The sequence below is a fragment of the Ruegeria sp. C6 genome, assembly GCF_056537625.1.
In genome coordinates this window covers 642,826-656,613 of sequence record NZ_JBQFRW010000002.1, presented here as the reverse complement: position 1 = coordinate 656,613, position 13,788 = coordinate 642,826, and the positions used below count along the sequence as shown (strand labels likewise).

Sequence of the window (13,788 nt, the reverse complement as noted above, 5' to 3'; positions counted from 1 at the left end):
GAGCGACCTCACATCACCTGCATATGCATGCGCATGGCCAGATTGCCCAGAATCCAAACTGTCCCGCCGATGATAATCAGCAGAACAAGTGTCGAGAACAGAACCAGGTCCAGATCCTCTCGGCTGCTGCGGCGGCGGTCGATGTGTAGAAAATAGATCAGTTGAACAACCAGTTGTGCCAACCCCAGAAGGCCTATGGTCATATAGACGCCTGGTGTTTCAATACCGAAATGATAGGCGATCACAAATACCACCAGCGTGAGCAGCAGTGACCCACCATAGCCAATCACGTAACGCCGCCGTTCGCGGTGATGCATCTCGGATCGTTTATCCATAGGCCAGCCCTCCGAAATACACGATGGTTATTATGCCGATCCAGATAAGATCGAGGAAATGCCAGAATAGCGCCAACCGCACCATACGCGACATCAGCAGATCGGTCAGCCCGAACATACGCAGCTGAATACCCAGCACGATTAGCCACAGACACCCGGCTGCAACATGCAAGCCGTGGAGCGGTACGAGACCATAGAAGGCCGACAAAAACCCGCTACGCTGTGGGATACCGCCTTGGGCTGCCATGTTCATGAAATCACGGATTTCCAAAACCAGAAAACTGAGCCCCAGCAACAGAGTCACTCCGAAACACAGCACGATCCGTGCCCGAGGCAGGTTGTATTTCAGCGCCAACATCGCCAGCCCGACGGTCAAACTGCTGGTCAGCAGAATGAGAGTCTGGGCAAAGATGCTTTTCAGGTCGAACAGCTCATGCGGGCCTGGACCGCCGGCCTGCGCGTCTATCATGGTGATATAGATCGCGAACATCAGGCCGAAATAGACCAGATCGCTCATCAGGAAGACCCAGAAGCCGAAAGTGACGACCTCGGTCGCCTTGTGGGCGCTGGCGTGGTCCTCGCCGAGGTTTATCCCCGGATAGCTGTGCTTGGGTGCGCGCCTCATGTCACGGCCTCCATATCCGGGCGGGCGAGGCCGCGATTTTCCGGTGTACTTTCATGATCGCGATCCACAGCGGCGGTGCTGTGGACCAGCGCCAACCACGCCTCGTGTTCTTTGCGGACCTCTTCGGCGGGGATGATGACCTCGGTGCTGGTGTCGAAACTCCAGATGATAATGGCGAGGATCATCGCGATGGTCATCAGTGCTGCCAGCCACCAGATCCACCAGACCAGAGAGAACATCCAGATGCCACTGAGCACGCACAGGATAAACCCGATGCCGGTGTTGCGCGGCATCTCGATATCTTCGTAGGCCGCGGGTGCAGGATAGGCTTGTCCGCGCTCCTTAGCTGCAGCAAAGTCATCGCGGTCACTAACCTGCGGAATAATAGCGAAGTTGTAGGGCGGCGGCGGAGACGGGATCGACCATTCCAGCGTGCGCCCGTCCCAAGGATCACCGACCGGTGCGCGGGTCTGTTCTCGGTCGCGTATACTGACCCACAATTGGACCAGGATCGAAAGCAACCCGCAAGTAATCACCAGCGATCCTATAGCGGCGGTGATCATGTAGGGGTGAAAGCTGGGATCCTCCCAACTGAACGACCGGCGGGGCATGCCCATCAGACCAACGAAGTAGAGCGGCATGAAGGTCAGCAGAAACCCAACCGTCCAGCAGAAAACCGAAACGCGGCCCCAGAACTCGTTTAGACGGAACCCAAAGGCCTTGGGGAACCAGTAGTTATAGCCGGCGAGCAACCCGAACAGCACACCGGGTAGCAACGCGTTGTGGAAATGAGCAACCAGAAACAGCGTATTATGGACCTGATAGTCGACGGTTGGATTGGCAAGAACCACTCCGCTGAGGCCGCCGATGACGAACAACATCAAGAACGCAAGGCCATAAAGCATCGGGACCGAGAATCGAATCCGCCCACGGTACAGAGTCGCCATCCAGTCATAGACCTTTACCCCGGTCGGAATGGCGATCAGCATCGTGGCAATCCCGAACACCGCGTTGATCAGAGCGCTTTGCCCCATGGTGAAGAAATGATGCAACCAAACCGTGAAGGACATGACCGCAATCGACATTGTTGCGATGACCAGTGAGTTGTAGCCATAAAGCCGCTTGGCCGAAAAGGTGGCAAAGACTTCGGAATAGATGCCGTAGGCGGGCAGGACCAGCAGGTAGACCTCGGGGTGACCGAACAGCCAGAACAGGTTGGCATAGTTCATCATGTTGCCACCAAGGTCATTGGTGAAGAAGTGGAAATCGAGATATCGGTCAGCGGCCAGCAACAATGCAGCTACACCAAGGGGGGGCATGGCAAAGATGATCAGAATCGAGCTGCAGATTATCGTCCAGCAATACATGGGCAACCGCATGAACTTCATCCCCGGCGCACGCAGCTTGTAGATCGTGACGGCAAAGTTGATGCCAGTCAGTGTTGTGCCCACGCCAGAGACCACGATGGCCCAAATCCAGTAATCCGGCCCAACGCCGGGATTAAAAGCTGCTCCGGTATAGGGTGGATAGGCGGTCCAGCCACCGGTCGAGAACTCTCCGACCACCAGCGAGACCATCAGCATCAGCCCGGCCGAGACGGTCAGACCAAGCCCGATCTGGTTCATCACCGGAAAGGCCACGTCGCGCGCGCCTATCATGAGTGGAATTATGTAATTAGCGACGCCAAAGACAAAAGGTACCGCGACGAAGAACACCATTATGGTGCCATGAGTGCTAAACAGTTCCGCGAAATGCTCGGGTTCCAGAAATCCGTCCCCCGGTCCCGCCGCCTGTTGGGCCCGCATCACTACGCCTTCCAGGACGCCCCGCGCTAGCATGACGATGGCGAAGACAATGTACATGATGCCGATCTTCTTGTGATCAGCGCTGGTCAGCCAATCGCGCCAGAGCGGGCCCCACAACCGGAACCACGTCAGGATGCCAATCACTACCACTACGCCCACGATCACAATGGCAGCAGCAGCGTTTGCAATGATCTCATTTGCGCCAGGGTTCTGGATCAGTCCAGCAATGGGAAATGCATCCCAGCTCAGGCGACCGAAGAAGCCGGTCTCGGCATTTGTCATTGGCTTGCCTCCTGCCCGTATTCAGCCGTTCCGGGTTGCTGATCCAACTGCAGAGGCTCTCCGCTGTGGTAACGACGCAGGATCGAATGGAACAGGTCGCCCTCTTCCAGCGTGAAATAAAGCGCATTCAGCGGCATGAGTTCTGTGCCCAATGCCGCCTGCACCTCATCCCGATCCGTACGCATCGCCAACGTCCGATAGGTGCTTTCGGTCAACGGTATGCCATGCGCTTTTACACTGGCGACCCATGCCTGAAAATCCTCGGGCTGCATCGCTTGCGCCAGGAATTTCTGCTTTGTGAATCCTCGGCCATTATACTGGGTGTTCTCGCCTTGCATCGTCTCAGGCGAGTCTGCCACCAGGTGTAGCCGAGTCGTCATCCCCGGCATGGCATAGATTTGCCCTGCCAGCGCCGGGATCATAAACGACTGCATCACCGTGTCTGTGGTCAGCGTCATCGCAACTTGCTGTTTGATCGGTATGCCCAGTTCTCCCACCGTTGCGATGCCATGATCTGGATAGATGAACAGCCATTTCCAATCGAGGCCAACCACCTGCACATTTAGGGCAGGCTCTTCTCCAAAAGGGGCCGAATAAGGGTCAAGACGATGTGTCGCTTTCCAGAGATAGAAAGACAGGATCATCACGATCACGACCGGGACGCCCCACATCAGAAATTCAAGCTTCGCCGAAAAATCCCAATGCGGCGTGTATGCAGCATTTCCACCCTTACGTCGGTGATAACGCAGGGCAATCAGCGGCACCAGAGCCAGAACCGGTATCACAGCGATCAGGATAAGAGCCGTCGCGCGCAAAAGGTGTGTCTTTTGCACCGCTGCAATCGGGCCTTGGGGGTCCATGAAGCTATCACTCGCCCCGGCAGACTCAGCCGTCAACAACAGAGCAACAAAGATCACCAAGGCTGGCACAGCGACTGAATGTATCCGAGACAAGGTCACACCTGATGATCCTCTTGCGGCGGGGTTTCCCGGCAACTATCGGCAGAGCCACGGATTTTCTCAAGAACTTTTCCAAAATCACCCTGCGCCGCCGCTGTTGACATGAGGTCAAGCGCGCGCGAGACCAATCATATGCGTTTGGTTCTTGCTCTCCTCTCCCTGCTTTGTCTTGCGGCCCCTTCGGCCGCGCAGGATCGCGCTGCGGTTGAGCGTCAGTTTCAGAGCTGGCTGCAACAGACCATATGGCCTCAGGCAAAAGCCAAGGGCGTTTCGAAACGCACATTCCAAAGTGCCTTTTACGGGGTAACACTAAACTGGGACCTTCCTGACCTGGTTCCGCCGGGCAGCTCTAAAAAGACACCCAAGCAACAACGGCAGGCCGAGTTCGGCTCACCTGGTCGTTATTTCAATGCCGGATCAGTCCAGGGTGCCACCTCCGTCGGTCGCAAGATGGCTAAGCGCCACGCGGACACGCTATCACGTGTCGAGACAGAAACCGGCGTACCCGCCCGAATCATACTGGCCATCTGGGGCCGCGAAAGCGGATACGGACAAGTCCCGATCCGCCATAATGCGTTTCAGGTGCTGGGCACCAAAGGGTTCATGAGCACACGGGCAGAGTATTTCACGGCTGAACTGATTGCTGCGCTACAGATCGCTGAATCCGGTCACGGCCAAGGCCACGCACTGAAAAGCAGTTGGGCGGGTGCCTTGGGGCAGCCTCAATTCATGCCCACAAATTTTCTGACTTACGCGCGCGATGGCGATGGCGATGGCCGAACTGATATCTGGGGCTCAGCCTCGGACACGATTGCATCAATCGGCGCGTATCTTGACGAGCACGGATGGGTGACAGGCCGCGACTGGGGGTTCGAAGTTATCCTACCCACGACCGTTTCTTGCGCGTTGGAGGGCCCTGATCAGGGGCGGTTGATCCGCGATTGGGTCGCCATGGGCGTAAATCGCGTTTCCGGCAAACCTTTTCCGGCACATGAACTTGATGCCGAGGGCTATCTTATGATGCCTGCCGGTCGTAGCGGTCCGGCCTTTATCGTAACGCCCAATTTCTATGTCCTCAAAGACTATAACACCAGCGACCTTTATGCGCTGTTTGTGGGTCATGTCGGCGATCGCATCCAATACGGAGTTGGCGATTTTCGGGGTCGTTGGGGCGATGTCGGCAATCTCTATCGCTCAGATGTCGCCAGCATGCAGCAGGTGCTTGTTCAACAGGGTCATGACGTCGGTGGCGTCGATGGCCTGCCCGGATACAAAACCCGACGCTCGATCGGGCGCTGGCAAGAGGCTTCTGGAAGCACACCAACCTGCTTCCCCGATGCCTCATTGAAGGCCGTTCTGAAGCCGTAGCAGCGTACTGATTCGCCATTTACGAGCATCAATGCGAACACATTCACCCACGGTGATATGTTGAGCTTCACGAAAATGTCACTGCCACGAAGCGTTTCAAAATAAAATTTTAACACCTCCGCCGGCTGCGGTTCTAATCAGCCTTTGTGGTCTTCACCCACCGCAAAACCCTTTACCTTTGCTTCAAAACTGACAGGTTCATGGGCAGTGAAAGATAGCTTTCGCATTCGGATCTCCGACATTGCCTGATGCATGAATGCCGAAATTATCGATCTTGGCACGATCTAGATCAAGGTAAAGTCCAGACAATTGCCGGAGACAAAATGGCAGACAAGCGCCCACCGCGAATGCGGTTTGGACGTTCGAAACCATACAAATGGGAGTAAACACATGAACAAAATAATCAGAACCTCTTTGGCAGGACTGTTGTCCTCGACCATCATTACCGGTGCTGCAATTGCTGCCGGTACACATCCCGAAACCGGAGAAGCCCTGGCCGACGATCAGACCTTCACCTATCGGATTCTCGATGAACACAGCTCGGTCGACCCGCAAGTCGTAGAAGATGTGTCGGGTGCAGAAATTGTTCGCGATCTGTTTGAAGGCCTGATGAATCAGGATGAGGACGGTAACCTGGTTCCTGGTGTCGCCACCGAATTCTCGGTCAACGATACCAAGGACGTTTACACCTTTACTCTGCGCGATGAAGCGAAGTGGTCGAATGGTGATCCGGTGACCGCAGGTGACTTTGTGTATGCCTGGAAGCGCGCCGTCGATCCCGAACTGTCGTCGCCCTATGCGTGGTTCATGGAACTGATGTCGATCGAAAACGCTGCCGAGATCATCGCGGGCGAAAAACCGGTAGATGAGTTGGGTGTCAAAGCCATCGACGACAAAACGCTGGAAGTCCGCCTGAGCGCCCCCCTTCCCTATTTCCCGCAGATGACCACACATTCGACAACCTTCCCGGCACCGCAGAAAGTGATCGAAGAATTTGGTGACGCCTGGACCAAACCGGAAAACATCGTCTCGAACGGCGCATATGTTCTGACCGAGCACCTGCCGCAAGAACGCTCGGTACGTGAACGCAACACCGCCTATTGGGACAACGATAACACCATCATCGACAAGGTCGTGGCGCTGGTCATCAATGATGAAAACGTCGCCCTGACCCGCTATTTGGCTGGCGAACTGGACCGCACCGAAATTCCAGCCGGCCAGTACCCACGTCTGAAGGAAGAGCACCCCGTAGAAGCCATCAGCTTCCCACGCCTGTGCAACTATTATTACACCTTCAATCTGTCTGATGGTGGCCCCGAGGCTTTCAAGGACCCGAACGTCCGCCAAGCCCTGTCACTGGCCGTTGATCGTGCGATCATCACCGAAAAAGTGATGGCAGGCGGTCAGCCCGAAGCCTACACCTTCGCCCCCGAAGCAACCGCAGGCTTCACTGTCCCGGCCGTTGAAATGGCATCCATGTCCCAAGCCGAACGCGACGAGTTGGCGAAGGAGCTTCTAGCAGAAGCAGGTTATGGGCCTGACAACCCTCTGAGCTTCCAGATGGTTTATAACACCGCGGAAAACCACAAGAAGGTCGCCGTTGCGCTGAGCCAGATGTGGAAGCAGAAGCTTGGCGTGAACGCCGAACTGGCAAATATGGAGTGGAAAGTCTTCCTCGAGGAGCGCGGCAACCAAAACTTTGAGCTGGCACGTGGTGCTTGGTGCGGAGACTATAACGAAGCGTCGACCTTCCTGGACCTGCTGCAGTCGGACTCGGGCTATAATGACGGCAAATATGCCAACGCGCGCGTTGATGAGCTGCTGGCCGAGGCCAAAACCTCGGACGATCCGGCTCCGCTTTACACCGAAGTTGAACGCATCATCGCCCAAGAAACGCCTGTGATCCCGATCTATCACTACGCAGGCGTCTATATGATGGACAGCGATGTAGGCAACTGGCCGGTGAACAACGTCGAGCAGAACTGGTACTCGAAGAACCTCTACAAGCTCGCTGAATAATCGTCTTTGAACCACGCCCTGCCCCGGAGACATCCGGGGCAGGGCCAATAAACACGGGGGCATGAAATGCTTGCCTACAGTATAAAGCGGCTGCTGGTCGCTATTCCGACGATCCTGTTATTGATCGTCGCCTGCTTTTTCCTCATGCACATCGCGCCTGGCGGGCCATTCACCTCGGAACGGCCATTGCCGCCGCAGGTTCTGGCCAATATCGAGGCGCGTTATGGATTGGACCAACCGCTGTGGAAACAGCTTTGGGACTATCTGTACAACATCGTGGTGCATTTTGATTTCGGACCATCCTTCAAATTCAAGGATCGGGATGTGAACGACATCATCGCGCAGGGTTTCCCGATTTCGCTAACCTATGGTTCGTTGTCCTTTCTGGTGGCAACATCCGTTGGCGTCGCGCTGGGAATTGCCGCTGCAATCAAACACAACAGCTGGATTGACTACTTTGCGGTGGGTCTGGGTATCGCCGCTCAGGCGCTTCCGAACTTCATCATGGGGCCGATCCTGATCCTGACCTTTACCCTGTGGTTGGGGTGGCTGCCGGGTGGCGGCTGGCATGGCGGTCAATGGCAGTATCTGGTGATGCCGGTGATTGCGTTGGCGACCTCCTACATGGGCTCAATCGCAAGGATTACGCGGTCATCGATGCTGGAGGTTCTGAACTCGAACTTCATTCGAACTGCACGGGCCAAGGGATTGCCGACAAGAACCGTGATCTGGCGCCATGCGCTTAAGCCGACATTGCTTCCCGTTGTCTCGTACCTCGGGCCGGTTTTTGTCTACGTTCTGACCGGTTCGGTTTTTGTCGACATCTATTTCTCAACCGGTGGTCTGGGGCAGGCCTATGTCGGCTCGGCTTTGTCTCGCGACTATGCTGTGCTGCTAGGGGTCACCATTCTTTACGGCGCGTTGACCGTGGTTGTGAACCTTCTGACCGACCTGGCTTATGCCTGGTTCGATCCAAAAATCCGATACTGAGGGGCAGGCAATGCTTGGAAAATCACAAAAAGCCGCCCATCTGGCCGAGGAAATCACTGATTACACGGTCATTCAGGGGCGCTCGCTTTGGCAGGACGCACGGATACGTTTTGTCCGCAACAAGGCCGCAATGGCCAGCGTTTTCATTTTGGGTCTGATCGTGTTGTTCACGATTGTTGGGCCTTACTTCGCGGTCTGGAACAATGAAGAGATCGATTGGAACGTCATGGGGGACGTGCGCGGCATGGGGATGCCATCCATCGAAACCGGACACTATTTCGGCGTCGATGATCTGGGGCGCGACCTATACAGCCGTGTCATTCAGGCCACCACCACATCGCTGCTGGTCGGTTTGATCGGGGCCGCGACCGCTCTGATCGTCGGCACCTGCTATGGCATCACCGCTGGATATATTGGCGGGCGCACCGACAGTGCCATGATGCGGTTCGTGGACATCCTGCTTGCAATTCCGGCAACACTGATCATCATTTTGCTGCTTGTCGTGGCGGGACGATCCTTTTTCATGCTGTTCATCGCCTTGGGCGCTGTTGGTTGGCTGACGATGGCACGGATTGTTCGTGGGCAAACCCTGACCCTCAAGAACCGCGAGTTTATCGAAGCCGCGCGCGCCGCCGGTGTCAGCGAATTTACCATCATGTACCGTCACATTCTGCCCAACCTGTTGGGCGTTGTGATCGTGTACGCTTCGTTACTGGTGCCCGAGATGATCCTGACGGAAAGCTTCATCTCGTTCCTGGGCCTCGGAATATCGGAACCCTACACCTCGTTGGGCCGGCTGATTGCCGAAGGGGCTGGCACCATGGCGTATGGCACGCTCTGGCAGCTGATGTTCCCTCTTACTTTTTATGTCGCCATCATCATCACCATGTTCTTCATCGGTGACGGGCTACGCGACGCTTTGGACCCGAAGGATCGCTGATATGAGTCTATTTTCCGTCAAGGACCTGAGCGTTCGATTTGATACACCCGACGGCGTGGTTGAAGCTGTAAAGGGCATCAGTTTCGATATTAATCCCGGCGAATGTCTGGGCATCGTCGGCGAAAGTGGCTCAGGCAAAAGCCAGACGTTCATGGCAGCAATGGGGCTGTTGCCCTCTGCTGGCCATGCGTCTGGCTCTGCTTTGCTGAATGGTCAGGAAATCTTGAATCTACCTGTGAACAAAATCAACAAGATCCGTGGCTCAGACGTCGGCATGATCTTTCAGGATCCGCTGACCGCCCTGACCCCACATCTGCGGGTCGGCCAGCAGATGCGCGAAGTGCTACAGGTTCACGAAGGTTTGCAGGGCTCGGCTGCCCGCCAACGTTGCCTTGACTGGCTGAATCGCGTTCGCATCCCCGAAGCGAAACGGCGGCTGGATCAATATCCACATGAATTGTCTGGCGGCATGCGCCAGCGCGTGATGATCGCCATGTCGATGCTGTGCAATCCCAAGTTGCTGATTGCGGATGAGCCCACAACCGCGTTGGATGTGACCGTTCAGGCCGACATTCTGGACCTGATGGTACGGTTGCAAAAGGATGAAGGTACGGCCATAGCTCTGATCACCCATGACATGGGCGTTGTTGCGCGCATGTGCGACAATATTCAAGTCATGCGTATGGGTGAGTTTGTCGAGGCCGGTGACACGCGCGAAGTCTTTCGTTCTCCTCAGCATGATTATACCCGAACGCTACTTGAGGCTATGCCGCGAATTGATGCGGGCGATGCTCCGAAAGCTCTTACGCAGACGGAAGAACCGTTACTGAAAGTGGATGACGTCAAGGTGCATTTCCCGATCCATGTCTCGGGCGGTCTTTTTGGACATAAGGTGCCGCTGAAAGCCGTAGATGGCGTGAGTTTCGACATTCGAAAGGGCGAGACCCTGGGTGTTGTTGGAGAATCCGGCTGTGGCAAATCCACGCTGGCCCGGGCTGTGCTGCAACTGATCGAACCCAGCGCGGGTAATGTCAGCTGGCTGGGGCATCCGATCGTCGGGCTGAAACGGGCCGAGTTGAACAAGTACCGCAAGGACCTGCAGATCGTGTTTCAGGACCCGCTGGCGAGCCTTGATCCACGGATGACGATCTCGGCCTCGATCGCGGAACCGCTGAAAACCTATCGCCCGGATCTGACCGAGCGGGAACGCAAAGAGTTGGTCGCCGAGATGATGGAGCGTGTTGGCTTGAAGGCCAACATGATCAACCGATATCCGCACGAACTATCCGGGGGGCAAAACCAGCGTGTTGGAATCGCGCGTGCCATGATCAACAAACCAAAACTGATTATCTGTGACGAGGCAGTCTCTGCGCTGGATGTGTCCATTCAAGCCCAGATCGTAGGATTGTTGCGTGAACTGCAACAAGTGTTTGGCCTATCGATGATCTTCATCAGCCACGATTTGTCTGTGGTACGTGCGGTTTCGAACCGGATCATGGTTCTATATCTGGGCCGCATCGTTGAATTGGGCGATGGTGAAGTGATCTGCTCCGAACCGAAACATCCTTACACTCAGTCCCTGATCTCGGCGGTTCCGATCCCTGATCCGGATGTCGAGCGCAGCCGCCAACGGCTTAAACTGCCTGGAGAATTGCCTTCTCCCATGGATCCGAAAGCAGCTTTGCGCTTTTTGCCCAGCAGATTGTCTATGGGTGAGACCGACTATGTACCTCAACTCAGTGAGATTGCCCCGGATCACTTCGTCGCCGAACACGATCCGCTTGAGGCGATTATGGCCAATGCATAAGCTTACGCGCCCGATCCAATCTATCGGGCGCGTTTTAAACTTTATTGAAAAAGTGATTAGTGGATTGGTTCATTGATCCAGCTTTCGGTCGTGTTTCGTTTTGACTCTGCCCTTAAGTTAATGGCAGATTCCAGCGAACCCGTAACTGACTAGCCGGGTGCGATTGATTGGTAGGATTTTAGATTATATGTGGGGCTCCGGCATCACCGAGAGTCGTCGGCAATATAAAGAATTAGTGAGGTAGTATGGTACGCAAAGTCACCAAGGCGATATTTCCCGTAGCGGGAATGGGCACTCGGTTTCTTCCGGCGACAAAGTCGGTGCCAAAGGAAATCATGACATTGGTTGATCGTCCACTGGTCCAATATGCCATCGACGAAGCGCGTGCGGCCGGGATCACTGAATTCATCTTCGTGACATCGCGCGGAAAATCAGCGCTTGAGGACTATTTCGATCACAATCTCGTGCTGGAGCAGGACCTCAAATCCAAGGGCAAAGACGAACTGCTTGAAGTATTGAACGCAACCAATATGGAAAGCGGAGCAATTGCCTATATCCGTCAACACAAGGCTTTGGGATTGGGGCATGCGGTCTGGTGCGCCCGTCGACTGATCGGGGATGAACCCTTTGCCGTGATGCTGCCCGACGATGTGATTGCCGCCGACAAACCCTGCCTACAGCAGATGGTCGAAGCCTATGAGGAAACCGGCGGCAACATGGTCGCCGCGATGGAAGTTCCCAACGAAAAAACCAGCTCCTACGGTATTCTGGATACCGGCCAGAATGTTGGAACGGTTGTCCGTGCCAAAGGAATGGTTGAAAAACCGAAACCCGAGGACGCGCCATCCAATCTAGCGGTGATCGGTCGTTACATCTTAGGTCCTTCGGTTCTATACAATCTGAACCAGAAAAAGAAGGGAAGTGGCGGCGAAATCCAACTGACCGACGCAATTGCCGAGGATATAGGCAATGGTGTTCCTGTTTTTGGCTACAAGTTTGATGGACAGCGGTTCGATTGTGGTTCAAAGGCTGGCTTTCTGCAAGCAACGGTCTCGTTCGCATTGGCCCGCGATGATCTGCGCGACGACCTAAACCAATATCTGCATGAAGTCGTAGCCTCTGATCGGGCCGCGCAGTAGGCCTAGTTGTGTCAGCTATTCCGATTTCAATTCAATAGTTTAAGCTAAAAGGTTCAGAAGGGGCAGGCACCGTGAGCATGGTCTATCCTGTAATTTTATGTGGCGGATCCGGTACTCGGCTTTGGCCGTTGTCGCGTAAAAGCTACCCCAAACAGTTTGTTCCGCTGATTGGTGAAACCAGCCTGCTGCAGCAATGTGCCGAGCGGTTGAAAGGCCCGACCGACACGCCTTACGCCAAACCTCTGATCCTGACCAACGAGGCTTTCCGCTTTGTTGTCCCTGAACAATTGATGGCCATCGGAGTCGATCCGGGTCCGATCTTGATCGAACCCGAAGGACGCAATACTGCACCTGCAGTGCTGGCCGCTGCCCTGCACCTTTCATCCACTGACCCCGACGCGATGATGCTGGTGGCCGCGTCGGATCACGTCATTCCAGACAGTGCGGCCTTTCATGCGGCCGTCGCCGAAGGGGTCCGCACAATAGCCGAGCGTGGAGATCTGGTGACGTTTGGGATCACACCCGACCGACCCGAAACCGGATATGGCTACCTTAAGCTCGCCCAAGCACCGGACTCGTCAGGCGCTTCTGTGCAACTTGACCGGTTCGTTGAAAAACCCGATCTTGAAAACGCCAAGGCAATGGTGGCTGAAGGGAGTTATCTTTGGAACTCGGGCATCTTTTTGTTCGCGGTCCGAGATATCCTTGAGGCTTTCGACCAGCATGCACATGATCTAATTGCGCCCGTTCAGAAGGCGGTTGAGCATGCACGGTGTGATCTGGGCTTCCTGCGGTTAGATCCCGAGACCTGGGCGACAGTTCAGGACATCTCTATCGACTATGCGGTTATGGAGAAGGCCGACAATCTCAGCGTTGTCCCTTATGCCGCCGGGTGGTCAGACGTGGGCAGCTGGTCTGCCGTACAAGAGCTGAGCAACCCCGATACGGACGGCGTTGCAACTGCCGGCGAAGTGACCGCCATAGATTGTCGCAACGTGCTGGTGCGTTCTGAATCGCCCGCGCAAGAAGTTGTTGCAATGGGGTTAGAGAACGTAATCACCGTGGCTATGCCTGACGCGGTTTTGGTCGCCAGCATGGACCGGGCGCAAGACGTCAAGCAGGCCGTCGCAGCATTGAAGGCAAAAGGCGCCAAGCAGGCGGAAGCATTGCCCGTTGATCATCGCCCTTGGGGATGGTTCGAAAGCCTCGTCATCGGCGATCGGTTTCAGGTCAAACGCATTCACGTCCATCCCGGCGCTTCGCTGAGCTTGCAATCGCATCACCATCGGTCCGAGCATTGGATTGTCGTGGAAGGCACCGCCGAGGTGACTATTGACGACAAGGTACAGCTCGTGTCTGAGAATGAATCCGTCTATGTGCCGCTCGGGGCCGTGCACCGGATGGTAAACCCAGGCAAAGTGCCAATGGTTCTTATCGAGGTGCAGACCGGGACCTATTTGGGTGAAGATGACATTATTCGCTACGAAGATGTCTACGCGCGTGACTGAGATCTGATTTC

At 55.4% G+C, this 13,788-nt stretch carries 11 protein-coding genes; 7 read left to right on the top strand and 4 right to left on the bottom strand.

Going from position 1 to position 13,788, the window contains the following annotated elements:
* Positions 1–8: 8 nt before the first annotated feature.
* The 4 genes from ACR0MJ_RS10520 to ACR0MJ_RS10505 are packed head-to-tail and all read right to left on the bottom strand — an operon-like array spanning position 9 to position 3,907.
* Entirely contained in the window at positions 9–335 is a 327-nt protein-coding gene (locus tag ACR0MJ_RS10520; RefSeq protein WP_255612219.1) for a cytochrome o ubiquinol oxidase subunit IV, read from the bottom strand.
* Entirely contained in the window at positions 328–960 is a 633-nt protein-coding gene (locus tag ACR0MJ_RS10515) for a cytochrome c oxidase subunit 3 (RefSeq protein ID WP_480760909.1), read from the bottom strand. Before ACR0MJ_RS10515 ends, ACR0MJ_RS10520 begins: the two co-directional genes overlap by 8 nt.
* Positions 957–3,047, bottom strand: a complete 2,091-nt coding sequence (locus ACR0MJ_RS10510) for a cbb3-type cytochrome c oxidase subunit I (protein WP_170732727.1) — start codon at positions 3,045–3,047, stop codon at positions 957–959. Before ACR0MJ_RS10510 ends, ACR0MJ_RS10515 begins: the two co-directional genes overlap by 4 nt.
* On the bottom strand, positions 3,044–3,907 hold the full coding sequence (locus ACR0MJ_RS10505; RefSeq protein WP_480760908.1) for a cytochrome ubiquinol oxidase subunit II: 864 nt from the start codon (positions 3,905–3,907) through the stop codon (positions 3,044–3,046). Before ACR0MJ_RS10505 ends, ACR0MJ_RS10510 begins: the two co-directional genes overlap by 4 nt.
* Before the next feature lie 231 nt (positions 3,908–4,138).
* Here ACR0MJ_RS10505 and ACR0MJ_RS10500 point away from each other — a divergent pair, with 231 nt between their 5' ends.
* From ACR0MJ_RS10500 to ACR0MJ_RS10470, 7 genes are all read left to right on the top strand, one after another.
* Positions 4,139–5,374, top strand: a complete 1,236-nt coding sequence (locus ACR0MJ_RS10500) for a lytic murein transglycosylase (protein WP_480760907.1) — start codon at positions 4,139–4,141, stop codon at positions 5,372–5,374.
* A 390-nt stretch (positions 5,375–5,764) separates the two neighbouring features.
* Positions 5,765–7,393, top strand: coding sequence for a peptide ABC transporter substrate-binding protein (locus ACR0MJ_RS10495; protein WP_170407804.1), 1,629 nt, complete (start codon positions 5,765–5,767; stop codon positions 7,391–7,393).
* Between the two features lie 66 nt (positions 7,394–7,459).
* Positions 7,460–8,383, top strand: coding sequence for an oligopeptide ABC transporter permease OppB (gene oppB, locus ACR0MJ_RS10490; protein WP_170394485.1), 924 nt, complete (start codon positions 7,460–7,462; stop codon positions 8,381–8,383).
* 10 nt (positions 8,384–8,393) lie between these two features.
* Positions 8,394–9,323, top strand: coding sequence for an ABC transporter permease subunit (locus ACR0MJ_RS10485; RefSeq protein WP_170407802.1), 930 nt, complete (start codon positions 8,394–8,396; stop codon positions 9,321–9,323).
* 1 nt (position 9,324) lies between these two features.
* A complete protein-coding gene (locus ACR0MJ_RS10480) occupies positions 9,325–11,130 on the top strand; it encodes an ABC transporter ATP-binding protein (RefSeq protein WP_480760906.1) in 1,806 nt (601 codons plus the stop codon).
* Between the two features lie 245 nt (positions 11,131–11,375).
* Positions 11,376–12,269, top strand: coding sequence for a UTP--glucose-1-phosphate uridylyltransferase GalU (gene galU / locus ACR0MJ_RS10475; RefSeq protein WP_170407796.1), 894 nt, complete (start codon positions 11,376–11,378; stop codon positions 12,267–12,269).
* Positions 12,270–12,346: 77 nt separating this feature from the next.
* Positions 12,347–13,777 carry a mannose-1-phosphate guanylyltransferase/mannose-6-phosphate isomerase gene (locus ACR0MJ_RS10470; protein ID WP_480761044.1) on the top strand — a complete coding sequence of 477 codons (1,431 nt, stop codon included), beginning with the start codon at positions 12,347–12,349 and terminating at the stop codon, positions 13,775–13,777.
* The last annotated feature ends 11 nt before the right edge of the window (positions 13,778–13,788 follow it).

What these genes read in the sequence shown, in the direction of transcription:
- ACR0MJ_RS10510 (WP_170732727.1), bottom strand. Translation starts at nt 3,047, where the DNA reads ATGACAAATGCCGAGACCGGCTTCTTCGGTCGCCTGAGCTGGGATGCA.
- ACR0MJ_RS10505 (WP_480760908.1), bottom strand. Translation starts at nt 3,907, where the DNA reads ATGGACCCCCAAGGCCCGATTGCAGCGGTGCAAAAGACACACCTTTTG.
- oppB (WP_170394485.1), top strand. Translation starts at nt 7,460, where the DNA reads ATGCTTGCCTACAGTATAAAGCGGCTGCTGGTCGCTATTCCGACGATC.
- ACR0MJ_RS10520 (WP_255612219.1), bottom strand. Translation starts at nt 335, where the DNA reads ATGGATAAACGATCCGAGATGCATCACCGCGAACGGCGGCGTTACGTG.
- galU (WP_170407796.1), top strand. Translation starts at nt 11,376, where the DNA reads ATGGTACGCAAAGTCACCAAGGCGATATTTCCCGTAGCGGGAATGGGC.
- ACR0MJ_RS10480 (WP_480760906.1), top strand. Translation starts at nt 9,325, where the DNA reads ATGAGTCTATTTTCCGTCAAGGACCTGAGCGTTCGATTTGATACACCC.
- ACR0MJ_RS10515 (WP_480760909.1), bottom strand. Translation starts at nt 960, where the DNA reads ATGAGGCGCGCACCCAAGCACAGCTATCCGGGGATAAACCTCGGCGAG.
- ACR0MJ_RS10485 (WP_170407802.1), top strand. Translation starts at nt 8,394, where the DNA reads ATGCTTGGAAAATCACAAAAAGCCGCCCATCTGGCCGAGGAAATCACT.
- ACR0MJ_RS10470 (WP_480761044.1), top strand. Translation starts at nt 12,347, where the DNA reads ATGGTCTATCCTGTAATTTTATGTGGCGGATCCGGTACTCGGCTTTGG.
- ACR0MJ_RS10500 (WP_480760907.1), top strand. Translation starts at nt 4,139, where the DNA reads ATGCGTTTGGTTCTTGCTCTCCTCTCCCTGCTTTGTCTTGCGGCCCCT.
- ACR0MJ_RS10495 (WP_170407804.1), top strand. Translation starts at nt 5,765, where the DNA reads ATGAACAAAATAATCAGAACCTCTTTGGCAGGACTGTTGTCCTCGACC.